The sequence below is a fragment of the Metapseudomonas otitidis genome, from assembly GCF_011397855.1.
Taxonomy (GTDB): domain Bacteria; phylum Pseudomonadota; class Gammaproteobacteria; order Pseudomonadales; family Pseudomonadaceae; genus Metapseudomonas; species Metapseudomonas otitidis.
In genome coordinates this window covers 158,951-183,241 of record NZ_AP022642.1, presented here as the reverse complement: position 1 = coordinate 183,241, position 24,291 = coordinate 158,951, and the positions used below count along the sequence as shown (strand labels likewise).

Sequence of the window (24,291 nt, the reverse complement as noted above, 5' to 3'; positions counted from 1 at the left end):
TGCCCGGCGGGGTTTGGTAGAATGCGCGGCCATTCCCTTCCCCCGTACAGCCCGCATGTCCCGACTCAACCCCCGGCAGCAGGAAGCCGTGAACTACGTCGGCGGCCCGCTCCTGGTGCTCGCCGGTGCCGGTTCCGGCAAGACCAGCGTGATCACCCGCAAGATCGCCTACCTTGTCCAGCAGTGCGGCATCCGCGCCCAGCACATCGTCGCCGTGACCTTCACCAACAAGGCCGCCCGCGAGATGAAGGAGCGCGTCAGCAGCCTGCTGCGCGGTGCCGAAGGCCGTGGGCTGACGGTGTCCACCTTCCACAACCTGGGCCTGAACATCATCCGCAAGGAGCACGCGCGGCTGGGCTACAAGCCGGGGTTCTCGATCTTCGACGAGACGGACATCAAGGCGCTGCTGTCGGACATCATGCAGAAGGAGTACTCGGGCGACGACGGCGTCGACGAGATCAAGAACTGCATCGGCAACTGGAAGAACGACCTGGTGCTGCCCGAAGAGGCCCTGGCCAACGCGCGCAACCCCAAGGAACAAACCGCGGCCATCGTCTACCTGCACTACCAGCGCACGCTGAAGGCCTACAACGCGGTGGACTTCGACGATCTGATCCTGCTGCCGGTGAAGCTCTTCCAGGACAACCCGGACATCCTCGAAAAGTGGCAGTACCGGGTGCGCTACATGCTGGTGGACGAGTACCAGGACACCAACGCCAGCCAGTACCTGCTGGTGAAGCTGCTGGTGCAGCACCGCGCGCAGTTCACCGTGGTGGGCGACGACGACCAGTCGATCTACGCCTGGCGCGGCGCGCGGCCGGAGAACCTGATGCAGCTGAAGGAGGACTTCCCCTCCCTCAAGGTGGTGATGCTGGAGCAGAACTACCGCTCCACCAGCCGCATCCTCAAGTGCGCCAACGTGCTGATCGCCAACAACCCTCACGTGTTCGAGAAGCAGCTGTGGAGCGAGATGGGCGTGGGCGACCCGATCCGGGTGATCCGCTGCCGCAACGAAGACGCCGAGGCCGAGCGCATCGCCATGGAGATCCTCACCCTGCACCTGCGCACCCAGCGGCCCTACAGCGACTTCGCCATCCTCTACCGGGGCAACCACCAGGCCAAGCTGATGGAGCTGAAGCTGCAGCACCACCAGATTCCCTACCGGCTCTCGGGCGGTACCAGCTTCTTCGGGCGCCAGGAAGTGAAGGACCTGATGTCCTACTTCCGCCTGCTGGTGAACCCGGACGACGACAACGCCTTCCTGCGGGTGATCAACGTGCCGCGCCGGGAGATCGGCTCCACCACCTTGGAGAAGCTCGGCAACTACGCCACCGAGCGGAAGATCTCGATGTACGCCGCCGCCGACGAGATCGGCCTGGCCGAGCACCTGGACAGCCGCTACACCGAGCGCCTGCAGCGCTTCAAGCGCTTCATGGACAAGGTCCGCCAACAGTGCGCCGAGAGCGACCCGATCGCCGCCCTGCGCAGCATGGTGATGGACATCGACTACGAGAACTGGATCCGCCAGAACGCCTCCAGCGACAAGGTCGCGGACTTCCGCATGGGCAACGTGTGGTTCCTCGTGGATGCGCTGAAGAACACCCTCGAGCGCGACGAGGAAGGCGGCATGACCATCGAGGAAGCCATCGCCAAGCTGGTGCTGCGCGACATGCTCGAACGCCAGCAGGAGGAGGAAGAGGGCGCCGAAGGGGTGCAGATGATGACCCTGCACGCGTCCAAGGGCCTGGAATTCCCCTACGTGTTCATCATGGGCGTGGAGGAGGACATCCTCCCGCACCGCTCCAGCATCGAGGCCGACACCATCGAGGAAGAGCGCCGCCTGGCCTACGTGGGCATCACCCGCGCCCGGCAGAACCTGGCGATGACCTTCGCCGCCAAGCGCAAGCAGTACGGCGAGATCATCGACTGCTCACCCAGCCGCTTCCTCGACGAGCTGCCGCCGGAAGACCTGGAGTGGGAAGGCATGGACGACACGCCGACCGAGGTGAAGGCGGTGCGTGGCAACACGGCGCTGGCGGACATCCGGGCGATGCTGAAGAAGCCCTGACCGGGCCTGCGGAGAAGTCTGACCGAACGGCCAGAAGGGCATCGCGCGATAGCCCCTGGCCAAGGTAGAATGCGCCGCTTCATCAGCGACAGCCGCTTCGCAGGAAGCCCCTCCCGTGGACATTCTCAAAGAAAAGATCCTTTCCGAAGGCATCGTGCTTTCCGACCAGGTGCTCAAGGTCGACGCCTTCCTCAATCACCAGATCGACCCCAAGCTCATGCAGTTCATCGGCCATGAGTTCGCCGAGCGCTTCCGCGGCCAGGGCATCACCAAGATCGTCACCATCGAGGCTTCGGGCATCGCCCCGGCCGTGATGGCCGGCCTCGAGCTGGGCGTGCCGGTGATCTTCGCGCGCAAGTTCCAGTCGCTGACGCTGAAGAACGACCTGCTGATCTCCAAGGTGTTCTCCTTCACCAAGCAGACCGAGAGCACCATCGCCATCTCCGCCAAGCACCTGACGGCCGCCGACCATGTGCTGGTGATCGATGACTTCCTCGCCAACGGCCACGCGGCCAAGGCGCTGATCGACCTGATCGGCCAGGCGGGCGCGAGCATCGCCGGCCTCGGCATCGTCATCGAGAAGTCCTTCCAGGACGGGCGCCGCCTGCTGGAGGAGGAGGGTTACCGCATCGAGTCGCTGGCTCGTGTGGCCTCCCTCGCGGACGGCCAGGTCAGCTTCATCGACTGACCCGTTGCCGGGCCCGAACACCTCGGGCCCGGCGGCGCTGCGACAACGAGTCGCACCGCGCAGGCACAAAAAAGCCGCCCTCGGGCGGCTTTTTCGATGCTTCGCGACGCTTACAGGCCGGACATCTTCTTGATGGTGGCTTTCAGCTCGTCGTCTGTGCAGTCGGCGCAGGTGCCCTTCGGCGGCATGGCGTTGATGCCGGTGATGGCCTTGGCCAGGATGCCGTCGAGGCCGCCCTGGTGGTCTGCGCGCTCTTTCCAGGCTGCGGTGTCACCGATCTTCGGTGCACCCAGCACGCCAGCGGTGTGGCAGGCGCCACAGTGCTTGGCGATGATGTCGTCCGGCGTACGTGCGCCGCCGCCTGCAGCCGCTGCCACGGCGCCGACACCCTTGCATTCCTGACCCTGCACGCAGACCTCGCCCACCGGCTTGATGCGCTCGGCGATGGCGTCGTCGGTCGCGGCCTGGGCGCTAACTGCCCACAGGGCCAATACGGCAACATGCGCTGCCAGCATCTTATTTATCAGGTTCACCCTTTCACCCTCATCGTGGCTAGATACGCCCGCGGCCACGGTTTCGCGAGCGGGCGCAAGTATAACGTCATGGCCGTCCGGCCGAAACAACCCAACGCGTCGCAGGGATATCGGCGGCAGCGGTCTTTCAGAAGTTTGCCGGAGTGGTCGCGCTGATCAGGCGAGCCGGCAGGTCGAACGGATTGCGGAAGCGGTGCGGACGGCTGCTTTCGAAGTAGTAGCTGTCGCCCGGCTCGAGGATGTACACGTCGTTGCCGACGGTCAGTTCGAGACGCCCTTCGACCAGCATGCCGGCCTCTTCGCCCTCATGGGCGTACATCTCGTCACCGGTGTCGGTGCCCGGTGGGTAGGTCTCGTCGAGGAAGGCGATGGCGCGGCTGGGATGGGCCTTGCCCACCAGCTTCATGGTGATGGCGCCACTGCAGATGTCGGTGAGTTCGGAGGCCCGATAGACCACCTGGGTCTGGTTGTCCTGTTCCAGGTCGAGGGAAAAGAACTCCACCAGCGACATGGGGATGCCCCCGAGCACCTTCTTCAGCGAACTGATGGAGGGGCTGACGCTGTTCTTCTCGATCATGGAAATCGTGCTGTTGGTAACGCCTGCACGTTTGGCGAGTTCACGCTGGGAAAGGCCTTTGAGCTTGCGGATAGCTTGCAGTCGAACACCGACGTCCAATGCTGGGATCCTCCTCTGGATTCTTGTTAGGGGGGCTTGGTGCGCGCAATCATGCGGCTAGCGTTCAGTATTTACAACACTTCGGCCGTCAATACTGCGCAAAAAAACGAACCCCCTGGGAAATCCCAGGAAAATCAGGAAGTTGGCAAGCAACCGATGGTCCGCAGGCCCCGCTGGGCGAGGCTTAGCGCTCGCTCAGGGGGACCCGGCGCAGGTTGCAGAAGATCTGGTAGGGGATGGTCCCGGCGTGCATCGCCACCTCGGCGGCGGATACCTGGTTGCCCCACAGTTCGACGCGGCTGCCGAGGCCGGCCCGGGGCAGGTCGGTGAGGTCGACGGTGAGCATGTCCATGGAGACCCGGCCGATCAGCCGCGAGGGCTGGCCGTCGATGGCCACCGGCGTGCCGGTGGGCGCGTGGCGCGGATAGCCATCGGCATACCCCATGGCCACCACGCCGACCCGGGTCGGCCGTTCGGTGACGAAGCGCGCGCCATAGCCCACCGGTTGCCCGGCCGGGAGTTCACGCACGCTGATGACCTTGGACTCCAGGGTCATCACCGGTTTGAGGCGGTCGGCCAGGGGATGCGCCTGCTCGAAGGGGGTGGCGCCGTAGAGCATGATGCCGGGGCGCACCCAGTCACTGGGAACCTGGGGCCAGCCCAGCAGGGCCGGCGAGTTGCGCAGGCTGACTTCCGCCTCGATGCCGGCGCGGGCCTGCTGGAACACGGCGACCTGCTGGGCGCAGCTGTCGCTGTCCAGCTCGTCGGCACGGGCGAAGTGGCTCATCAGCACCACCTTGGCCGCCTTGCCACTGGCCAGCAGGCGCTGGTGGGCGTCGCGGAACTCGGCGGGGTGGAAGCCCACCCGGTGCATCCCGGAATCCATCTTCAGCCAGAAGGTCAGCGGCCGGGCGAGGGTCGCTCGCTCCACCGCTTCCAGCTGCCAGGGGGCATGCAGGACGCACCAGAAATCATGCTGTTCGATCAGCGGCAGCTCGTCGGCCTCGAAGAAGCCTTCGAGCAGCAGGATCGGCGCGCGGATGCCCGCCTCGCGCAGGGCCAGCGCTTCTTCGATGCACGCCACGGCGAACCCGTCGGCCTCGGCCTCCAGGGCACGGGCGCAGCGGACGGCGCCATGTCCGTAGGCATCGGCCTTGACCACCGCCAGTGCGCGGGCACCGGAGGCTTCACGGGCGAGGCGGTAGTTGTGGCGCAGCGCTTCGAGGTCGATGAGGGCACGGGCGGGACGCATGGCGGGCACTTCTTCTGGTTATGGAAAAAACCCGGCTCGGGCGCCGGGCTGAGGAAGGGGTCAGGGCAGGGCGGCGACGACGGTCATCTCCACCAGCACCTCGGGGGAATACATCCGGGCCTCGACACAGGCGCGGGCCGGGGCGGCGCCCTTCGGCAGCCAGGCGTCCCAGATCGCGTTCATGGCGGCGTAGTCGGCCGCCATGTCCTTGAGGTAGATGGTCACCGAGAGCAGGTGGCTCTTGTCGGTACCGGCCTCGGCCAGCAGCTTGTCGATGCTGGCGAGGGTCTCGCGGGTCTGCTGGCCGATCCCGGCGCTGAGCTTCTCGTCAAGCTGGCCGGCCAGGTAGACCGTGCCGTTGTGGATGACGATTTCGCTGTAGCGGGTTTCAGTGTGCAGTCGCTGGATTGGCATTGCTCGAGGTCTCCTTGGAATTGCCGTAGCGGAAGATGTCCAGGCCTTCGGCGCTGATCTGCGGACGCTTGCGCGCCATCAGGTCCGCCAACAGGCGGCCGGAACCGCAGGCCATGGTCCAGCCAAGGGTACCGTGTCCGGTATTGAGGAACAGGTTGCGGTACGGCGTGGCCCCGACGATGGGGGTGCCGTCCGGGGTCGCCGGGCGCAGGCCGGTCCAGAACTCGGCCTTGGCCACGTCGCCACCTTCCGGATAGAGGTCGGTGGTGATCATTTCCAGGGTCTCGCGACGGCGCGGGTTCAGCGACAGGTCGAAGCCGGCGATCTCCGCCATGCCGCCGACGCGGATGCGATCGTCGAAACGGGTGATGGCGACCTTGTAGGTCTCGTCCAGGATGGTCGAGGTCGGGGCCATGGCACCGTTGGTGATCGGCACGGTCAGCGAGTAGCCCTTGAGCGGGTACACCGGGGCCTTGATGCCCAGCGGCTTGAGCAGTTGCGGGCTGTAGCTGCCGAGGGCGAGCACGTAGCGGTCGGCGGTTTCCAGCTTGCCGTCGATCCACACGCCGTTGATGCGGTCGCCGGCGAAGTCCAGGCGCTGGATGTCCTGGCCGAAGCGGAACTCGACCCCCAGCTGCACGGCCATCTCGGCCAGGCGGGTGGTGAACATCTGGCAGTCGCCGGTCTGGTCGTTGGGCAGGCGCAGGGCGCCGGCGAGCTTGTGCTTGACGCTGGCCAGGGCCGGCTCGACGCGGGCGATGCCGTCGCGGTCGAGGATCTCGTAGGGCACGCCGGAACGCTCGAGGACGGCGATGTCCTTGGCGGCGGCGTCAACCTGGGCCTGGGTGCGGAACAGCTGGGTGGTGCCGAGCTGGCGGCCTTCATAGGCGATGCCGGTTTCGGCGCGCAGCTCGTCGAGACAGTCGCGGCTGTACTCGGACAGGCGCACCATGCGCTCCTTGTTCACCGCATAGCGGGACGCGGTACAGTTGCGCAGCATCTGCGCCATCCACAGGTACTGGTCCAGGCTGCCGGTGGCCTTGATGGCCAGGGGCGCGTGGCGCTGCATCAGCCACTTGATGGCCTTGAGCGGCACGCCGGGGGCGGCCCAGGGGGATGCGTAGCCAGGTGAGACCTGGCCTGCGTTGGCGAAGGAGGTTTCCATGGCGACGGCCGGCTGACGGTCCACCACCACCACCTCGAAGCCTTCCCGGGCCAGATAGTAGGCACTCGCGGTACCAATCACGCCGCTGCCCAGCACCATTACTCGCATGTCTGCCTCCACCGCGACGGCCTTGCCGGCGCGTTTGTTATTTTGAGCGTAGATGTCGGCAGTATAAGAAGGCGTGACCAGTGATATTCACTATATAGCCAGCTATATTTGGCGATAATTCTTGGCAATATCGGCTTTTGCGGAGGGGCATCCACCATGAGAACCCAGCATCAATCGCGTCGTGAGCTGGACAAGATAGACCGGAATATTTTACGCATCCTCCAGGAGGACGGTCGCATCTCCTTCACCGAACTGGGCGAGCGGGTGGGGCTGTCGACCACGCCCTGCACCGAACGCGTCCGCCGCCTGGAGCGCGAGGGAATCATCATGGGCTACAACGCCCGCCTGAACCCGCAGCACCTCAAGGCCAGCCTGCTGGTGTTCGTCGAGATCAGCCTGGACTACAAGTCCGGCGACACCTTCGAGGAGTTCCGCCGCGCCGTGCTCAAGCTGCCCCATGTGCTCGAATGCCACCTGGTGTCCGGCGACTTCGACTACCTGGTGAAGGCCCGCATCAACGAGATGGCCTCCTACCGCAAGCTGCTGGGGGACATCCTCCTCAAGCTGCCCCACGTCCGCGAATCCAAGTCCTACATCGTGATGGAAGAGGTGAAGGAGACCCTCAGCCTGCCCATTCCCGACTGAACCGATCCTTGCCCCGGGGGCACAGGGATTTTTCCCGAAGTCCCCTTGGCGCATGGAGAGGGGCCTGCCTATCCTGCGTCGCTTTTTTCAAACACAAGAATCAGGATTGCGCCCATGAACGCCCGCGTTCGCCAACCGGTCCACAGTGACCGCCACGCCCCCTCCTACTACGCCGCCACAGCCAACCGCCAACTGGCCTACCCGCCCCTGCAGGGCGAGGTCCGGGCCGACGTGTGCATCGTCGGCGGGGGTTTCTCCGGCCTCAACACCGCCATCGAACTGGCCCGCCGCGGCATTTCGGTGGTCCTGCTGGAGGCCCGCCAGGTGGGCTGGGGTGCCAGCGGGCGCAACGGCGGCCAGCTGATCCGTGGGGTCGGCCATGACGTCGACCACTTCTCGCCGGTGATCGGCGCCGAAGGCGTACGTGCCCTCAAACTGATGGGCCTGGAGGCCGTGGAACTGGTGCGCCAGCGGGTGGACGAGTTCGCCATCGACTGCGACCTGACCTGGGGTTACTGCGACCTGGCCAACACGGCCCGTGACTTCGCCGGCTTCGCCGAGGACATGGAGGAGCTGCGCGGGCTCGGCTATCGCCACGAGATGAAGCTGGTGCAACCCGGTGACATGCGCAGCGTGGTGGGGTCCGACCGCTATGCCGGCGGGCTCATCGACATGGGCTCGGGCCACCTGCACCCGCTCAACCTCGCCCTGGGCGAAGCGGCGGCGGCCACCTCCCTGGGCGTGCGGATATTCGAACACTCCGCTGCCACGCGCATCGACCACGGCCCCGAGGTGACGGTGCACACCGCCAGCGGCCAGGTGAAGGCCGCCACCCTGGTGCTGGGCTGCAACGCCTACATCAACGATCTCGACCCGACACTGGGCGGCAAGGTGCTCCCGGCCGGCAGCTACATCATCGCCACCGAGCCGCTGCCCGAAGACCTGGCGCGGCAGCTGCTGCCGCAGAACATGGCGGTCTGCGACCAGCGCGTGGCCCTGGACTACTACCGCCTTTCCGCCGACCGCCGCCTGCTGTTCGGCGGCGCCTGCCACTATTCCGGGCGTGATCCGGCGGACATCGCTGCCTACATGCAGCCGAAGATGCTGGCGACCTTCCCCCAGTTGGCCGATGTGCGCATCGACTACCAGTGGGGCGGCATGATCGGCATCGGTGCCAACCGCCTGCCGCAGATCGGCCGACTGCCCGAACACCCGAACGTCTACTTCGCCCAGGCCTACTCGGGCCACGGGGTGAACGCCACCCACCTGGCGGGCAAGCTGCTGGCGGAAGCCATCTGCGGCGAACAGGGCAGCGGTTTCGAGGTGTTCGCCAAGGTGCCCCACATCACTTTCCCCGGCGGCAAGCTGCTGCGCTCGCCGCTGCTGGCGCTGGGGATGCTCTGGTACCGCCTGCGCGAGACGCTGGGCAACAGCCTGGCGCGCTGACCCTCAGGCGCCTGGGGAGCCGGCCGGGGCGTCTTCGCCCATCGGCTCCCGGGTCCAGGCCAGCCAGACGAACCCCGCTGCCCCCACGGCCATCATCAGCGGCAACGCATGGCCGCTGATCCACTGGCTGGCGGCGCCGGTCACCAGCGGCCCGATCAGGCAGCCGATGCCCCAGAGCTGGGCGACATGGGCATTGGCCCGCACCAGCTCATCGTCCCGGAAACGCTCGCCGATCAGGATCAGCGCCAGGGTGAACAGCCCGCCGGCGCTGGCGCCGAACACCACCCACACCGGCCAGATCAGCACCGTGTGCAGCACCAGCGGCACGCTCAGGCTGGACAGCAGCAGGGCCAGGCCGCAGGCCCGGAACAGCGCACGCCGGGGTACTCGGTCCGCCATCCAGCCGATGGGCAATTGCAAGGCCGCATCCCCCACCACCACCACGCTGGCCATCAGCAGGGCCACCTCCTGGGTGAAGCCCTGGCGCAGGCCGTAGACCGGCAACAGGGTGAGCATCATCGCTTCGAAGGCCGCGAACAGCACCACCGCCCAGGCGATGGTCGGCATGCGCTGGCAGAAGACCCAGAGGCCACGCCCGGAGGCGCCGTGCTCGTCGACCTGGGGCGCGCCGCCCCGCCCGAGCAAGAGCAGCGAACCGCCGATCAACAGGCCGGTGCCGGTCCAGAAGCCGCGGTCCGTGTCACTGCCCAGCAGGGTCAGCAGCAGGGGGCCGGACAGCTGGCTCAGCGCATAGCCGGTGCCGTACAGCGCCACCAGGCGGCCACGCCACTGCTCCACCGCCAGTTGGTTGATCCAGCTCTCGCCGAGGATGAACACCACGGTCAGCGCCACGCCGATGAACAACCGCAGCAGCAACCAGACCGGGTAACTCTGCACCAGCGCCAGCAGCGCCACCGAGGCTGCCCCCAGCAGTAGGCACAGCTGCATCAGCGGGACGGTGCCGAAGCGCGCCGCCAGGCGTCCGGCCAGGGAGGCGCCGAGGAGCACGCCCACCGCCGGGGTGGCGGCCATGACGCCGATGGCGAACGAGCCGTAGTGCCAGCTCTCCAGGCGCAGCGACACCAGTGGCATGGTTACGCCCAGCGCCAGACCGATGCTGATGACGGCGCCACACACGGCGAAATAGGTGCCCCAACGCATGACGGTGTTCCTCCCGTTTACGGCTACTGGCTGGCGGAAAAGCAAAAACGGCCGGGCTCCCGAAGGGAAACCCGGCCGCAGGTGTGGCTCTCGCTGAGCCGGCCCTCCCCGAGAGGAGGGCGGACCTTGGCGCGACCGGAACCGGCCGCGCCGTGTCAGGCGGTCAGACCGCCGCTGTTCAGAGCTTGATCCAGGTGGCCTTCAGCTCGGTGTACTTATCGAACGCGTGCAGGGACTTGTCGCGACCGTTGCCGGACTGCTTGAAGCCACCGAACGGCGCGGTCATGTCGCCGCCGTCGTACTGGTTGATCCACACGCTGCCGGCCCGCAGGGCCTTGCCCACCAGGTGGGCGCGGGACAGGTTGCTGGTCCACACCGCAGCCGCCAGGCCGTAGATGGTGTCGTTGGCGATGGCGACGGCCTCGGCCTCGTTGTCGAAGCCAATCACCGACAGTACCGGCCCGAAGATCTCTTCCTTGGCGATGCGCATGGCGTTGGTCACGCCGTCGAAGATGGTCGGCTCGACGTAGGTGCCGCCGGTCTCTTCCATCACGCGCTTGCCGCCGGCCACCAGCTTGGCGCCGTCGTCATGGCCAGCCTGGATGTAGGACAGCACGTTGTTCATCTGGGTGGTGTCCACCAGTGCGCCGACGTTGGTGGCCGGGTCCAGCGGGTTGCCCGGCTTCCAGCCCTTGATGGCCTCGACCACCATGGGCACGAACTTCTCCTTGATGGAGTTCTCCACCAGCAGGCGCGAGCCGGCGGTGCAGACCTCGCCCTGGTTGAAGGCGATGGCGGCGGCGGCGGACTCGGCGGCAGCCTTGAGGTCCGGGGCGTCGGCAAAGACGATGTTCGGGCTCTTGCCGCCGGCTTCCAGCCAGACGCGCTTCATGTTGGATTCGCCGGCGTAGATCATCAGTTGCTTGGCGATCTTGGTGGAGCCGGTGAACACCAGGGTGTCGACGTCCATGTGCAGGGCCAGGGCCTTGCCGACGGTGTGGCCGAAGCCCGGCAGCACGTTGAACACGCCCGCGGGGATGCCGGCCTCGATGGCCAGCTGGGCGATGCGGATGCCGGTCAGCGGCGACTTCTCGGACGGCTTGAGGATGATGGAGTTGCCGGTGGCCAGCGCCGGGCCGAGCTTCCAGCAGGTCATCAGCAGGGGGAAGTTCCACGGCACGATGGCGGCGACCACGCCCACCGGCTCGCGGGTCACCAGGCCCAGCTCGTTGTGCGGGGTGGCGGCGACTTCGTCGTAGATCTTGTCGATGGCCTCGCCGCTCCAGCGGATGGCGCGGGACGCTGACGGCACGTCGATGTTCAGCGAGTCACCGATCGGCTTGCCCATGTCCAGGGTTTCCAGCAGGGCCAGCTCTTCGGCATGGGCGTCCAGCAGGTCGGCGAAGCGGATCATCACTTCCTTGCGCTTCACCGGGGCGAGGCGCGACCAGACACCGGATTCGAAAGTGGCGCGGGCATCCTTGACCGCCACCTCGGCGTCGGCCAGGTCACAGCTGGCGACCAGGCCCAGCACACGACCATCCACAGGGCTGATGCACTCGAAGGTGGCACCGGATGCAGCCGGGGTGTATTCGCCATGGACGAAGGCGCGGGTCTCGATCTGCAGGGACTTGGCGCGCTGTTCCCAGTCGGCACGAGTGAGGGTGGTCATGGGGCGTTCCTCTTACTTTTATTAGTGGAAGTGCCGGCAGGGGAGGGACCGACACTGTCAAGAATTCTGCAAGGCCTACACGCGGCCAAAGCTGTGCGACACCCTAAACCAGAGGCCCCTGGATTTTCAATATTTTTGACACTGCCGGGAGCAGGGGCCTTGTAATGTTCATTTTATTAAACATAGACTCAGGACCGGTACGCCCGCATTCAGCATTTCCCGCCACCGTGCATGGCGGGATTCCGAACACCTGCCGGGCAGAATAAGAAACAGGCCGCCCTGCGCGACCTCCACAACGCCGCTACGGAATCGCCATGAACATCGAATCCATCGTCGACTTCGCCACCAGCCCCGCCACCGCCGAGCACTACCGCCCCGCGCCCGAGAAGATCCTCAAGGGCGACCCCGAACAGAGTGTGCGCAACCACTACGGCAGCCCCTGCGGGCAGTTCAACGTCGGCATCTGGGAGGGCGCGGTCGGCCAGTGGACGGTGAACTACACCGAGCATGAGTACTGCGAGATCCTCCAGGGCGTCTCCGTCATCCGCGACGCCGCCGGCAGCGCCAAGACCGTGCGCGCGGGCGACCGCTTCGTGATCCCGGCCGGCTTCTCCGGCACCTGGGAAGTGCTGGAAGCCTGCCGCAAGGTCTACGTCATCTTCGAGCAGGCCAAATAAGCCTGCCGACACCCGATGCTTGTCACCCCTGGCCCGCGAAAGCGGGCTTTTTTATGTCCTGCGCCTGGCACGCCAAATCGCGGGCATGAAAAAGCCCGCCATGAGGCGGGCTTTTCGCAAGGGCCGGATCAATTACTTGATCTTGGCTTCCTTGTAGATCACGTGCTTACGCACGACAGGATCGTACTTCTTGATCTCGATCTTGTCGGGAGTGGTGCGCTTGTTCTTGTCGGTGGTGTAGAAGTGGCCGGTACCGGCGCTGGACACCAAACGGATCAGTTCACGCATGATTTGCTCCTTAAACCTTTTCGCCGCGAGCGCGCAGCTCGGACAGAACGACGTCAATGCCACGCTTGTCGATGATGCGCATGCCCTTGGCGGAAACGCGCAGACGCACGAAGCGCTTCTCGGACTCGACCCAGAAGCGATGGTGCTGCAGGTTCGGCAGGAAACGACGACGGGTTTTGTTGTTTGCGTGGGAAATGTTGTTCCCGGTAGCCGGACCCTTACCGGTTACTTGACAGACTCTAGACATGCCTCAGCCCTCTAAACCTCATGCCCAACCCGGCATGGGTTGGCCGCTTGAACTCTCAATTGTGGGCGTGTTTAGCGCCCGTCTCGTCAGGGTCTTACCGGCCGCACAGTGATTGCGAAAGACCGGGCCCCAGAAAAGAGCGCTGCTTTATACCAGAACACCCCTAGTGCAGCAAGGGCTCCACCAACTTACCCACACCCTGCCGCCCGGCCACGGCGTGCGTTCCGCCGCGAGGCGGGGCGCCTCGCCCTGGCGACCATTCGTCGGCAACTGCGATTGCCCCACCGCGCTGGCTGGGCTAGCGTTCGCCTCCTGGCCAACGCATCCCGAGGAATCCGCCATGCGCCTTGCCCTGCTCCCCCTGCTGTTCGCCCCGCTGCTGGCACAGGCGGCCAACCTGAGCGTGTGCACCGAAGCCAGCCCGGACGGGTTCGACGTGGTGCAGTACAACGCCCTGACCACCACCAACGCCTCGGCCGACGTGCTGATCAACCGCCTGGTGGAATTCGATGCCCAGGCCGCCCGCCTGGTGCCGGGCCTGGCCGAGCGCTGGGAGGTGTCCGAGGACGGCCTCAGCTACAGCTTCCATCTGCGCCCGGGGGTGCGCTTCCACCGCACCGACTACTTCGCCCCGAACCGCGAGCTGGATGCCGACGACGTGCTGTTCAGCTTCCAGCGCATGCTCGACCCGGCCAACCCCTGGCACAAGGTGGCGCAAAGCGGCTTCCCCCACGCCCAGTCCATGCAGCTGCCGGGCCTGGTGCGCTCGGTGGAGAAGGTCGACGCGCACACCGTCCGCTTCAACCTGACTCACCCCGATGCCACCTTCCTGGCGATGCTCAGCATGGGCTTCGCTTCTATCTATTCCGCCGAATACGCCGACCAGCTGATGAAAGCTGGCACGCCGGAGAAGCTCAACGCCCAGCCCATCGGTACCGGCCCCTTCGTGTTCAAGCGTTTCCAGAAGGACGCGGCGATCCGCTACAGCGCCAACCCGGACTACTTCGCCGGCAAGCCGGCGGTGGACAACCTGGTGTTCGCCATCACCCCGGATGCCAATGTGCGCCTGCAGAAGCTGCGCCGGGGCGAATGCCAGATCGCCCTGTCGCCCAAGCCCCTGGATGTGGGGCAGGCACGCCAGGACAGCAACCTGCGGGTCGTGGAAACCCCGGCCTTCATGACCGCCTTCGTCGCGCTGAACAGCCAGCATCCGCCGCTGGACCAGGCCAAGGTGCGGCAGGCGATCAATCTCGCCTTCGACAAGGCCAGCTATATAAAGGCCGTGTTCGAAGGCACCGCCACACCGGCTGACGGCCCGTTCCCGCCCACCACCTGGGGCTACGCCAAGGAACTGCCCGGCTACGCCTACGACCCTGGCAAGGCCAAGGCACTGCTGGTCGAAGCCGGGTTGCCGGACGGTTTCAGCACCACCCTGTGGACGCGCCCCTCCGGCAGCGTGCTCAACCCCAACCCGAACCTGGGCGCGCAGATGCTGCAGGCCGACCTGGCCAAGGTGGGCATCCGCGCCGACATCCGCGTCATCGAGTGGGGCGAACTGATCCGGCGCGCCAAGGCCGGCGAGCACGACCTGCTGTTCATGGGCTGGGCGGGCGATAACGGCGACCCGGACAACTTCCTCACGCCTCAATTCGCCTGCGCCTCGGTGCAGTCGGGCCTGAACTTCGCCCGCTACTGCAACCCGGACCTCGACCAGTTGATCAGCCAGGCCAAGGCCACGCCGGACACCACGGCGCGCAGCGATTTCTACGCCCGAGCCCAGGCGATCATCCATGAGCAGGCCCTGTGGCTGCCCCTGGCCCACCCCACGGCATTCGCCCTGGTGCGTGCCAATGTGCGCGGCTATGAGGCCAACCCCTTCGGCCGGCAGGACTTCTCCAAGGTGGAGCTGGCGCCTTGAACGAGCTGGCCGAGCGCTACCTGCCGAATTTCCAGTTCGTCGAGCGTCATCACCTCGACCTGGACACCTCCGCTGCACAGGCACTGGACGCTGCCAGCCAGCTCTCCACCCACGACGATCCGCTGGTCAGGAGCCTGCTCCGCCTGCGCGAAGCCCCCGCGCGCCTGGCCAACCGACTGGGCTGGCGCAACGCACTGGAGGCCCGGCCGGCCTTCGGCCTGCATGAGTTCACACTGCTGGAACGCGACGGCGACCAGGCAATGGCCTACGGCCTGATCGGGCGCTTCTGGCGTACGGATTTCGGTCTGGAAGCGGTCCCTGACGCACAGGCCTTCATGAGGTATGAGGAACCGGGCGTCGCCAAGCTGGTGATGACCTTCCACTGCTCACCACGCCCGGCGGGTGTTCGCCTGCACACGGAGACGCGCGTCCACTGCCCGGATCGCCGCAGCCGCCTGCTGTTCACCCCCTACTGGCTGGCCATCCGCCCCGCCAGCGGGCTGATCCGGCGGCGCATGCTGGCAGCCATTCGCCGCCAGCTCGCGAGCGCGGCCTAGAGCCAGCCGTACTCGGCCAGGGACAGCGGCTCGCCATCGCCCACCACGAAGTGGTCCAGCACCCGCACATCCACCAGCGCCAACGCATCCTTCAGGCGGTGCGTAAGGTCGCGGTCGGCCTGGCTGGGTTCGGCGATACCGGAAGGGTGGTTGTGGGTGAGGATGAGCGCGGCGGCGTTGTGCGCCAGGGCGCGCTTGACCACCTGGCGCGGGTAGACACTGGCGCCGTCGATGGTGCCGCGGAACAGCACCTCGAAGGCCAGCACCCGGTGGCGGGTATCGAGGAACAGGCAGCCGAACACTTCGTGGGGCTCGTGCCGCAACTGGGCCTTGAGGTAATCCCGCACCGCCCGGGGGTTCTCCAGTGCCGAATCCCGCCGCAATCCCTCGGCCAGGTGCCGACGGGCCATCTCCAGCACCGCCTGCAACTGGGCGAACTTGGCCGGCCCGAGACCCGGCCGCAGGCAGAACGTGGCCAGGTCCGCCTCCAGCAGCGGGCGCAGCCCGCCGAACTGGACCAGAATCTGGCGCGCGAGGTCCACGGCGCTCTGCCCCGGCAGCCCGGTGCGCAGGAAAATGGCGAGGAGTTCGGCGTCGGTAAGGGCCGCCGCGCCCTGTTCGAGTAGCTTCTCCCGCGGGCGTTCCGCTGCGGGCCAATGACGGATGCTCATGACACCTCCCTGGTCAGCTGCGCCGCTGTTCCCATGCGGGCGCTGTGCTATCTTAACCAACCTTTTTTGCGCGGTGATCCGGCCCTGGGGAGGCGCCGACACCGCAGCGCACCACTCCACCTCTATTACTAAGGCAGGCCTATGCAGCGGCTCTATCGGAAACGCATCGTCCTGGGCGTGGGGGGCGGCATTGCCGCCTACAAGAGTGCGGAGCTGATCCGCCGCCTGCGCGACCAGGGCGCGGAAGTCCGGGTGGTGATGACCCAGGGCGGCCGCGAGTTCATCACACCGCTGACCCTCCAGGCCCTGTCCGGCCACCCCGTGCACCTCGACCTGCTGGACCCGGCCGCCGAAGCCGCCATGGGCCACATCGAGCTCGCCCGCTGGGCCGACCTGGTGCTGATCGCCCCGGCCACCGCCGACCTGATGGCGCGCCTGGCCCAGGGCCTGGCCAACGACCTGCTGACCACCCTGGTGCTGGCCACCGACGCCAAGGTCGCCCTGGCCCCGGCGATGAACCAGGCCATGTGGCGCGACCCGGCCACCCAGGCCAATGCCCAGTGCCTGGCCCAGCGCGGCCTGCACCTGTTCGGCCCGGCAGCCGGCAGCCAGGCCTGCGGCGATGTCGGCCCGGGCCGCATGCTGGAGGCCGACGAGCTGGCCCAGCAGGCCGCCAACCTGTTCGAACACCAGGCACTGACCGGCCGCCACGTGCTGATCACGGCCGGTCCGACCCAGGAGAACATCGACCCGGTCCGCTACATCACCAACCACAGCTCCGGGAAGATGGGCTTCGCCCTGGCCGAAGCGGCGGTGGAGGCGGGCGCCAAGGTCACCCTGATCACCGGCCCCGTCCACCTGCCGACCCCCGACCGGGTCAACCGGGTCGACGTGGTCAGCGCCCGCGACATGCTCGCGGCCTGCGAAGCGGCCATGCCCTGCGACCTGCTGATCGCCGCGGCTGCCGTGGCGGACTACCGCCCCGAAGTGGTCGCACCGCACAAAATGAAAAAGGACCCCACCAGCGGCGAAGGCCTGCTGCTGCAGCTGGTGCGCAACCCCGATATCCTCGCGACCCTGGCCGGCCGGCCCGATCGCCCCTTCAGCGTCGGCTTCGCCGCCGAGACCGAGAACCTGCTGGAGTACGCCTCGCGCAAGCTGCGCGACAAGAACCTCGACCTGATCGTTGCCAATGACGTGGCCAACCCCAGCATCGGCTTCAACAGCGAGGAGAACGCGATCACCATCATCGATCGCGGGCTGCACCAGACCAGCTTCTCCCAGACCAGCAAGGGCAAGATCGCCCGCCAGCTGGTTGCCTTCATCGCCGACCGCCTCAACCAGGCCTGAGACTCCATGCACGCACTGCAAGCCAAGATCCTCGACCCCCGCCTCGGCAGCGAATTCCCGCTGCCCCAGTACGCCACCCCCGGTTCCGCCGGCCTCGACCTGCGCGCCATGCTCAAGGAAGACCTGACGCTGGAGCCCGGCCAGACCGTGCTGATTCCCACCGGCCTCTCGATCCACATCGCCGACCCGGGCCTGGCCGCGTTGATCCTGCCGCGCTCCGGGCTGGGCCATAAGCACGGCATCGTGCTCGGCAACCTGGTGGGCCTGATCGACTCCGACTACCAGGGCGAGCTGATGGTGTCCTGCTGGAACCGTGGCCAGAGCGCCTTCACCCTGGCCGTCGGCGAACGCCTGGCCCAGCTAGTCTTGGTGCCTGTCGTGCAAGCGCATTTCGAACTCGTCGACGAGTTCGGCCAGAGCGAGCGCGGCGCCGGCGGCTTCGGCCATTCGGGCAGCCACTGATTCCGCATTGACCTCAGGATGAATCGCGGGGGAGACCTTCAGTGAAACTCTTCAAGCGCAATGCCAAGGACACCGACACCGGCATGCTGGCCAGCCCCACCGAAGCCAAGGAGCCCGCCAAGGGCGCCAAGGCTGGCAGCGGCCTGCTCACCGACCTGATGCCCGGGCTGATCGCCTCCGCCGTCGGCGTGGCCGCGGGCAGTGCGCTGCTCTGGCTCACCCTGGTGGACAGCGGCGAAAAAGCCCAGCGCGCCCAACTGGCGCAGGCCTGGGCGGACAGCCAGGGCGCCTCGTTGCGCCAGGCCCTCGGCCAGCTGGTTGCCGACACCACCGCCGCCGCCCGCAATCCGGCGCTGGCGGACGCCCTCAACAGCGACGACCCGTCCCGCGTGCAGGTCGCCGAGCGCGGCCTGGGCTACTGGAATGCCGTGGTGGATGCCCACCTCAACCTGCCCGGTCAGGCCCAGCAGAACAGCCAGCGCGCAGCGCCGATGAACTTCGCCGCCCTGGACATGCTACGCCGCGCCGAAAGCGGGCAGAAGCCCGCACCCGAGGCCTACAAGGTCGGCCAGCGCTGGCTGGTCTACAGCGCCGCGCCGATCCGCCTGGCCGACAACGCCCCGATCCAGGGCACGCTGTTGCTGGTGGTGGACCTGGAGCGCCTGCTGAGCGCACTGGCCCCGCTGCCGGATGGCACCGGCCAGCTGCAGTTCACCCAGCAGTTCGGCAACGCCCCCGCCCAGATCCTGGCCCAGCGCGGCAGTGCCGCCGACGGCACGCCCATCGCCGTGGCCAGTGGCAACCCCAACTGGAAACTGACCTTCACGCCCAGCAGCCAGCTGGGCAGCTCAGGCATGCCGGTGCCGCTGCTCGGACTCGCCGCCCTGCTGTCCCTGGTGGGCGCCCTGGCCGGCCTGTACCTGGTGCATAGCGGCCTGCAGCGCAAGCTGAGGGAAGACGTCACCCAGCTCAGCCAACTGGTGCAAGAACTCTCCAGCGGCAAAAGCGTCAAACCCAACAGCCTGCGGCTGCCGGCGCTGGATGCGCTGGCCCAGTCGCTGGCCCGGCAGTTGCGGCGCAAACCGGAACCGGTGGCGCCCAGCGTCGGCGACGAGCGCAAGGCCAGCCCTGCAGCAGCCCCGGCTGCCGCACCGGCCAAGGTGATCGAACCCCTGGAGCTGGCCAACCCGCTTTTCCAAGATACCGACATCCTCGATATCGACATTCTCGACGAAGACCAGGACCTCCTGGGATTGGAGCAAACCCCTGCCATGAGCACCCCGCAAGCCGCCCCCAACCTGCCCGCCAGCATTTTCCGCGCCTACGACATCCGTGGCGTGGTCGGCGATACCCTGACCGCCGAAACCGCCTACTGGGTAGGCCGTGCCATCGGCTCCGAAAGCCTCGCCCGTGGTGAGCCGAACGTCTCGGTCGGCCGCGACGGCCGCCTCTCCGGCCCCGAGCTGGTGCAAGCGCTGATCCAGGGCCTGATGGACTGCGGCTGCCATGTCACCGACATCGGCATGGTGCCGACCCCGGTGCTGTACTTCGCCGCCAACGTGCTGGACGGCAAGTCCGGCGTGATGCTCACCGGCAGCCACAACCCGCCGGACTACAACGGCTTCAAGATCGTGGTCGCCGGCGAGACCCTGGCCAACGAGCAGATCACCGCCCTGCACACCCGTATCAAGAACAACGACCTGGCCACTGGCGTGGGCAGCGTCCAGCAGGTCGAAATCCTCGACCGCTACTTCCAGCAGATCCGCGACGACATCGCCATCGCCAAGTCCATGCGCGTGGTGGTGGACTGCGGCAACGGCGTGGCCGGCGTCATCGCACCCAAGCTGATCGAGGCCCTGGGCTGCAGCGTGATCCCGCTGTACTGCGACGTTGACGGCACCTTCCCGAACCACCACCCGGACCCGGGCAAGCCGGAGAACCTGGAAGACCTGATCGCCAAGGTGAAGGAAGAGAACGCCGACCTGGGCCTGGCCTTCGACGGCGACGGCGATCGCGTGGGCGTAGTGACCAACGAAGGCACCATCATCTACCCCGACCGCCTGCTGATGCTGTTCGCCAAGGACGTGGTGTCCCGCAACCCGGGCGCCGACATCATCTTCGACGTCAAGTGCACCCGTCGCCTGACCTCCCTCATCAGCGGCTACGGCGGCCGTCCGGTGATGTGGAAGACCGGCCACTCGCTGATCAAGAAGAAGATGAAGGAAACCGGCGCACTGCTGGCCGGTGAGATGAGCGGCCACATCTTCTTCAAGGAGCGCTGGTACGGCTTCGACGACGGCATCTACAGCGCCGCCCGCCTGCTGGAGATCCTCAGCCAGGACAAGCGCGACGCCGAACACGTGTTCACCGCCTTCCCGAAGGACATCTCCACCCCGGAGATCAACATCACCGTCACCGACGAGAGCAAGTTCCGCCTGATCGAGCGTCTGCAGCGCGAGGGCACCTGGGGCGATGCCAACCTCACCACCTTGGACGGCGTGCGCGTCGACTATCCCAAGGGCTGGGGCCTGGTGCGCGCCTCCAACACCACGCCGGTGCTGGTGCTGCGCTTCGAGGCCGACTCCGAGGCGGAACTGGAGCGCATCAAGGAAGTGTTCCGCGCCCAGCTCTACGCCGTCGCCCCCGATATCAACCTGCCGTTCTGATCCACGGAGCCCCGCATGACCCTCAGCCGTGACGCCGCATCCCAAGTCGCCCAGGTCCTGTCCGAAGCACTGCCCTACATCCGCCGCTTCGTCGGCAAGACCCTGGTCGTGAAATACGGCGGCAACGCCATGGAAAGCGACGAGCTGAAAGCCGGGTTCGCCCGCGACATGGTCCTGATGAAGGCCGTGGGCATCAACCCGGTGGTCGTGCATGGCGGCGGCCCGCAGATCGGCGACCTGCTCAAGCGCCTGTCCATCGAGAGCCACTTCATCGACGGCATGCGCGTCACCGACGCGCAGACCATGGACGTGGTGGAGATGGTGCTCGGCGGCCAGGTGAACAAGGACATCGTCAATCTGATCAACCGCCACGGCGGCAGCGCCATCGGCCTGACCGGCAAGGACGCGGAGCTGATCCGTGCGAAGAAGCTCACCGTCTCCCGCAAGACCCCGGAGATGACCCAGCCGGAGATCATCGACATCGGCCATGTGGGCGAAGTGACCAGCGTGAACACCGAGCTGCTGAACATGCTGGTGAAGGGCAACTTCATCCCGGTCATCGCCCCCATCGGCGTCGGCCAGGACGGCGAGTCCTACAACATCAACGCCGACCTGGTAGCGGGCAAGGTGGCCGAGGCTCTCAAGGCCGAGAAGCTGATGCTGCTGACCAACATCGCCGGCCTGATGGATAAGGAAGGCAAGGTGCTCACCGGCCTGACCACCGAGCAGGTCAACGAGCTGATCGCCGACGGCACCATCTACGGCGGCATGCTGCCAAAGATCCGCTGCGCCCTCGATGCAGTGCAGGGTGGCGTCACCAGCGCGCACATCATCGACGGGCGTGTGCCCAACGCCGTGCTGCTGGAGATCTTCACCGACAGTGGCGTCGGCACCCTGATCAGCAACCGCCGCCGCGCCTGAGCCCCCCCGAATAAGCCGGAGCGATCCGGCTTATTCATTTCCCCGATCCGGCTTGCATCCCTCCACCCCGACGGGAATGCTCGGCACATCCTCATCAGGAGCCGTGCCATGCCCGCACCACCCGACCGGAACGCCTTCACCTTCCTTCACCCGCTGCGCGTACGCTGGGCCGAGGTCGATCCTCAGGGGATCGTCTTCAACGGCCACTACCTGACCTACGCCGATGTCGCCATCACCGAGTACTTCCGCGCGCTGGGCGTGCGTTATCCACAGGACCTGATCGCCGACGGCGGGGACTTCTTCGCCGTGCGTACCCTGCTGGAGCACCTGTCGCCGGCCCGCTTCGACGACACGCTCACCCTGGGCATCCGGACACGCCGATTGGGCGGCTCGAGCCTGACGTTTGCGCTGGGCATCTGGGGAGGCGAGGAGGCGTTGACCAGCGGGGAGATCGTGTACGTGCACGCCGATGCAACGACGCGGACGAGCCGGCCCTTGCCAGCCTGGCTGAGGGAAAAGGTGAGGGGCTTCGAGCGCTGCGCTGCCGAGGAGTGACTCAGCGGTTCAACAGCTCGGCGAGGCGGGCGCGGTCGGCGGCGAAGGTCGCCTGGGCTTTCTTGCGCTCGTCCTGGTAGCGGGCAATGTCGTCGTCGAGGCGCTTGTATTCGCTGCGCACGTTGTCGATCTGGGCCACCAGCGCCTCGGGCACCTGGCGCCCGGCACGCTCGTTGTCGGCGGCCTGGGCCTGCAGGTTGGCCTGCTGGGTACGCAGGGACTGCTGGTTACCCTTGGCCACGGTGATCAACCCGTCCAGCTCGGAGAGCTTGCGCTGGAGCGCGCGGTCGACGTCCTCGACGCTGGTGTAGAGCCGCAGCAGCTGGGCATCGGAGCCAGCACGGGCCTTGTCGGCCTGCATGCGCTGGCGTTCCTCGAGGGTGGGCGCCGGCGGCACGGTCTTCACCACACGGCCCTGGTCGTTGAGGACCTCGTAGCCCTTGTCGATGAACTGCGGCGGAACGCCGAGGCGGTCCAGTACGGTGACACCCTTTTCATTGGTGTAACGGTACAGCTCGGCCTGGGCGGCCAGCGGTGCCATCGCACCCAGAATCAAGGCAAGTCGGATCGCACCCGGCTTCAGCATCGGCACACCCTGTGGTCGCTGGAGAGTCAGATTCCGTAGTCTGCGCGGTAACGCTCCACCGCAGGCAGGTACGACTTCAGTTCAGCATCCCCGGCCAGATATTCCAGCACCTGCTCCAGGGACACGATGCTCACCACCGGCATGCCGAAGTCACGCTCCACTTCCTGGATCGCCGACAGCTCGCCCTTGCCACGCTCCTGGCGGTTGAGGGCGATCAGCACGCCAGCGGCCTGGGCCTGCTGGCCCTGGATGATCTGCATCACCTCGCGGATCGCGGTACCGGCGGTGATCACGTCGTCGATGATCAGCACACGCCCGGCCAGCGGTGCGCCCACCAGGGTGCCGCCCTCGCCGTGGTCCTTGGCTTCCTTGCGGTTGAAGCACCAGGGCAGGTCGCGGTCATGGTGCTCGGCCAGCGCCACGGCGGTGGAAGCCGCCAGCGGGATGCCCTTGTAGGCAGGGCCGAACAGGACGTCGAAGGAGAGCCCGCTGTCGACGATCGCCGACGCGTAGTAGCGCCCCAGGCGAGCCAGCGCGAGGCCGCTGTTGAACAGGCCGGCGTTGAAGAAATAGGGGCTGGTGCGCCCGGACTTGAGGGTGAATTCGCCAAAACGCAGTACACCGCGTTCGATGGCAAAGCGAATGAAGTCGCGCTGATACGCCTGCATGGTGAAAAAGCCCCGGACGGCACGGATTTAGCTAAATAGAAAGAGCTCGGGTATCATACACGCACGAGTTTTTGGGGGCCATTTATGCGGATCATCAGTGTGAACGTGAATGGTATTCATGCTGCAGCCGAGCGAGGACTCCTCAGCTGGCTGCAAGCACAGAATGCCGACGTGATCTGCCTGCAAGACACCCGTGCCTCTGCCTATGACCTGGACGACCCGGCCTTCCAACTGGATGGCTATTTCCTCTATGCCAGCGATGCTGAAGTGCCAAGCCAAGGCGGCGTGGCGCTTTATTCGCGCTTGCAACCCAAGGCAGTGATCTGGGGACTCGGTTTCGAGTCCTGCGATCGTTATGGGCGCTACCTGCAGGCGGATTTCGACAAAGTGAGCATCGCCTCCCTGCTGTTGCCTTCGGGCCAGGGTGGCGATGAGAACCTGAACCACAAGTTCAAGTTCATGGAAGACCTGGCGCACTACCTGAACAAGCAGCGCCGCAAGCGTCGCGAGTACATCTATTGCTCATCGCTCTACCTCGCCCACCAGAAGCTGGATGTGAAGAACTGGCGCGACTGCCAGCAGCTCCCCGGCTTCCTGGCGCCCGAGCGCGCATGGATGGACGAAGTGTTCGGCAACATGGGTTATGTGGATGCCCTGCGCGAAGTCAGCCGCGAAGGCGACCAGTACAGTTGGTGGCCGGACAGCGAGCAGGCCGAGATGCTCAACCTCGGCTGGCGCTTCGACTACCACATCCTCACGCCCGGCATGCGTCGCACCGTGCGCAGTGCCCGCCTGCCTCGCCAGCCGCGCTTCTCCCAGCACGCTCCGCTGATCGTCGACTACGACTGGCTGCTGAGCATCTGAGTGCAGCGCCCATAAAAAAGCCGGCATTCGCCG

At 66.4% G+C, this 24,291-nt stretch carries 25 protein-coding genes; 13 read left to right on the top strand and 12 right to left on the bottom strand.

Features of this window, described 5'->3' with window-relative positions; genetic code table 11:
* The first annotated feature begins 55 nt into the window (after nt 1-55).
* Complete coding sequence (gene rep, locus PotMrB4_RS00905; protein ID WP_044400749.1) at nt 56-2,068, top strand: DNA helicase Rep; 2,013 nt, start codon at nt 56-58, stop codon at nt 2,066-2,068.
* 115 nt (nt 2,069-2,183) lie between these two features.
* A complete protein-coding gene (locus PotMrB4_RS00900; protein WP_107329317.1) occupies nt 2,184-2,756 on the top strand; it encodes a xanthine phosphoribosyltransferase in 573 nt (190 codons plus the stop codon).
* A gap of 110 nt (nt 2,757-2,866) precedes the next feature.
* Here the strand turns inward: PotMrB4_RS00900 and PotMrB4_RS00895 are convergent, their stop codons facing one another.
* The 5 genes from PotMrB4_RS00895 to dadA all read right to left on the bottom strand — a co-directional run bounded on the left by PotMrB4_RS00895 (nt 2,867) and on the right by dadA (nt 6,904).
* Entirely contained in the window at nt 2,867-3,289 is a 423-nt protein-coding gene (locus PotMrB4_RS00895; protein WP_044400744.1) for a c-type cytochrome, read from the bottom strand.
* Between the two features lie 127 nt (nt 3,290-3,416).
* Entirely contained in the window at nt 3,417-3,965 is a 549-nt protein-coding gene (locus tag PotMrB4_RS00890; protein WP_044400741.1) for a cupin domain-containing protein, read from the bottom strand.
* Between the two features lie 184 nt (nt 3,966-4,149).
* A complete protein-coding gene (alr, locus tag PotMrB4_RS00885) occupies nt 4,150-5,217 on the bottom strand; it encodes an alanine racemase (RefSeq protein ID WP_172432273.1) in 1,068 nt (355 codons plus the stop codon).
* A 60-nt stretch (nt 5,218-5,277) separates the two neighbouring features.
* Nucleotides 5,278-5,631, bottom strand: a complete 354-nt coding sequence (locus tag PotMrB4_RS00880; RefSeq protein ID WP_044400736.1) for a RidA family protein — start codon at nt 5,629-5,631, stop codon at nt 5,278-5,280.
* On the bottom strand, nt 5,606-6,904 hold the full coding sequence (dadA, locus tag PotMrB4_RS00875) for a D-amino acid dehydrogenase (RefSeq protein WP_044400733.1): 1,299 nt from the start codon (nt 6,902-6,904) through the stop codon (nt 5,606-5,608). The genes PotMrB4_RS00880 and dadA overlap by 26 nt, the downstream gene beginning before the upstream one ends.
* A 156-nt stretch (nt 6,905-7,060) precedes the next feature.
* Between dadA and dadR the strand changes: the two genes are divergently transcribed.
* Entirely contained in the window at nt 7,061-7,549 is a 489-nt protein-coding gene (dadR, locus tag PotMrB4_RS00870) for a transcriptional regulator DadR (RefSeq protein WP_044400730.1), read from the top strand.
* A 114-nt stretch (nt 7,550-7,663) separates the two neighbouring features.
* Nucleotides 7,664-8,995 (top strand): NAD(P)/FAD-dependent oxidoreductase, encoded by a 1,332-nt coding sequence (locus PotMrB4_RS00865; protein ID WP_172432272.1) that lies wholly within the window; start codon nt 7,664-7,666, stop codon nt 8,993-8,995.
* Nucleotides 8,996-8,998: 3 nt separating this feature from the next.
* Here PotMrB4_RS00865 and PotMrB4_RS00860 read toward each other — a convergent pair whose 3' ends face one another.
* Both PotMrB4_RS00860 and PotMrB4_RS00855 read right to left on the bottom strand, forming a co-directional pair.
* Nucleotides 8,999-10,156, bottom strand: coding sequence for an MFS transporter (locus PotMrB4_RS00860; RefSeq protein ID WP_044400724.1), 1,158 nt, complete (start codon nt 10,154-10,156; stop codon nt 8,999-9,001).
* 178 nt (nt 10,157-10,334) lie between these two features.
* A complete protein-coding gene (locus tag PotMrB4_RS00855; protein ID WP_044400721.1) occupies nt 10,335-11,828 on the bottom strand; it encodes an aldehyde dehydrogenase in 1,494 nt (497 codons plus the stop codon).
* Nucleotides 11,829-12,142: 314 nt separating this feature from the next.
* On the opposite strand from PotMrB4_RS00855, the gene PotMrB4_RS00850 reads away from it, so the two are divergent.
* The gene (locus tag PotMrB4_RS00850; protein WP_044400718.1) at nt 12,143-12,505 is read left to right on the top strand and encodes a cupin domain-containing protein; all 363 of its coding nucleotides are present in this window, start codon (nt 12,143-12,145) and stop codon (nt 12,503-12,505) included.
* 132 nt (nt 12,506-12,637) lie between these two features.
* Here the strand turns inward: PotMrB4_RS00850 and rpmG are convergent, their stop codons facing one another.
* Complete coding sequence (gene rpmG, locus PotMrB4_RS00845) at nt 12,638-12,793, bottom strand: 50S ribosomal protein L33 (protein WP_012703270.1); 156 nt, start codon at nt 12,791-12,793, stop codon at nt 12,638-12,640.
* Nucleotides 12,794-12,803: 10 nt separating this feature from the next.
* Nucleotides 12,804-13,040 (bottom strand): 50S ribosomal protein L28, encoded by a 237-nt coding sequence (gene rpmB / locus PotMrB4_RS00840; protein WP_044400708.1) that lies wholly within the window; start codon nt 13,038-13,040, stop codon nt 12,804-12,806.
* 340 nt (nt 13,041-13,380) lie between these two features.
* Between rpmB and PotMrB4_RS00835 the strand changes: the two genes are divergently transcribed.
* Together PotMrB4_RS00835 and PotMrB4_RS00830 are read left to right on the top strand one after the other, a co-directional pair.
* Nucleotides 13,381-14,958, top strand: a complete 1,578-nt coding sequence (locus PotMrB4_RS00835; RefSeq protein WP_172432271.1) for an ABC transporter substrate-binding protein — start codon at nt 13,381-13,383, stop codon at nt 14,956-14,958.
* Nucleotides 14,955-15,515, top strand: a complete 561-nt coding sequence (locus PotMrB4_RS00830; protein ID WP_172432270.1) for a DUF2867 domain-containing protein — start codon at nt 14,955-14,957, stop codon at nt 15,513-15,515. The genes PotMrB4_RS00835 and PotMrB4_RS00830 overlap by 4 nt, the downstream gene beginning before the upstream one ends.
* Here the strand turns inward: PotMrB4_RS00830 and radC are convergent.
* Nucleotides 15,512-16,186: a RadC family protein gene (gene radC / locus PotMrB4_RS00825; RefSeq protein WP_172432269.1), complete on the bottom strand. Its 675-nt coding sequence runs from the start codon at nt 16,184-16,186 to the stop codon at nt 15,512-15,514. The two genes, PotMrB4_RS00830 and radC, sit on opposite strands and share 4 nt — an antisense overlap.
* A 141-nt stretch (nt 16,187-16,327) precedes the next feature.
* Here radC and coaBC point away from each other — a divergent pair, with 141 nt between their 5' ends.
* The 5 genes from coaBC (at nt 16,328) to PotMrB4_RS00800 (ending at nt 22,140) form a co-directional block, all read left to right on the top strand.
* A complete protein-coding gene (gene coaBC / locus PotMrB4_RS00820) occupies nt 16,328-17,536 on the top strand; it encodes a bifunctional phosphopantothenoylcysteine decarboxylase/phosphopantothenate--cysteine ligase CoaBC (protein ID WP_160480716.1) in 1,209 nt (402 codons plus the stop codon).
* Nucleotides 17,537-17,542: 6 nt separating this feature from the next.
* Nucleotides 17,543-17,998 carry a dUTP diphosphatase gene (gene dut, locus PotMrB4_RS00815; protein ID WP_044400693.1) on the top strand — a complete coding sequence of 152 codons (456 nt, stop codon included), beginning with the start codon at nt 17,543-17,545 and terminating at the stop codon, nt 17,996-17,998.
* A gap of 1,271 nt (nt 17,999-19,269) precedes the next feature.
* Complete coding sequence (gene algC, locus PotMrB4_RS28085; protein WP_197939519.1) at nt 19,270-20,664, top strand: phosphomannomutase/phosphoglucomutase; 1,395 nt, start codon at nt 19,270-19,272, stop codon at nt 20,662-20,664.
* Between the two features lie 15 nt (nt 20,665-20,679).
* On the top strand, nt 20,680-21,585 hold the full coding sequence (argB, locus tag PotMrB4_RS00805; protein ID WP_044400686.1) for an acetylglutamate kinase: 906 nt from the start codon (nt 20,680-20,682) through the stop codon (nt 21,583-21,585).
* A gap of 108 nt (nt 21,586-21,693) precedes the next feature.
* Complete coding sequence (locus tag PotMrB4_RS00800) at nt 21,694-22,140, top strand: acyl-CoA thioesterase (RefSeq protein ID WP_172432268.1); 447 nt, start codon at nt 21,694-21,696, stop codon at nt 22,138-22,140.
* Between the two features lies 1 nt (nt 22,141).
* Here PotMrB4_RS00800 and PotMrB4_RS00795 read toward each other — a convergent pair whose 3' ends face one another.
* Both PotMrB4_RS00795 and pyrE read right to left on the bottom strand, forming a co-directional pair.
* Nucleotides 22,142-22,726 (bottom strand): DUF4124 domain-containing protein, encoded by a 585-nt coding sequence (locus PotMrB4_RS00795; protein ID WP_044400682.1) that lies wholly within the window; start codon nt 22,724-22,726, stop codon nt 22,142-22,144.
* A 26-nt stretch (nt 22,727-22,752) separates the two neighbouring features.
* Complete coding sequence (gene pyrE, locus PotMrB4_RS00790; protein ID WP_044400679.1) at nt 22,753-23,394, bottom strand: orotate phosphoribosyltransferase; 642 nt, start codon at nt 23,392-23,394, stop codon at nt 22,753-22,755.
* 84 nt (nt 23,395-23,478) lie between these two features.
* On the opposite strand from pyrE, the gene PotMrB4_RS00785 reads away from it, so the two are divergent.
* Nucleotides 23,479-24,258, top strand: a complete 780-nt coding sequence (locus PotMrB4_RS00785) for an exodeoxyribonuclease III (RefSeq protein WP_044400676.1) — start codon at nt 23,479-23,481, stop codon at nt 24,256-24,258.
* The last annotated feature ends 33 nt before the right edge of the window (nt 24,259-24,291 follow it).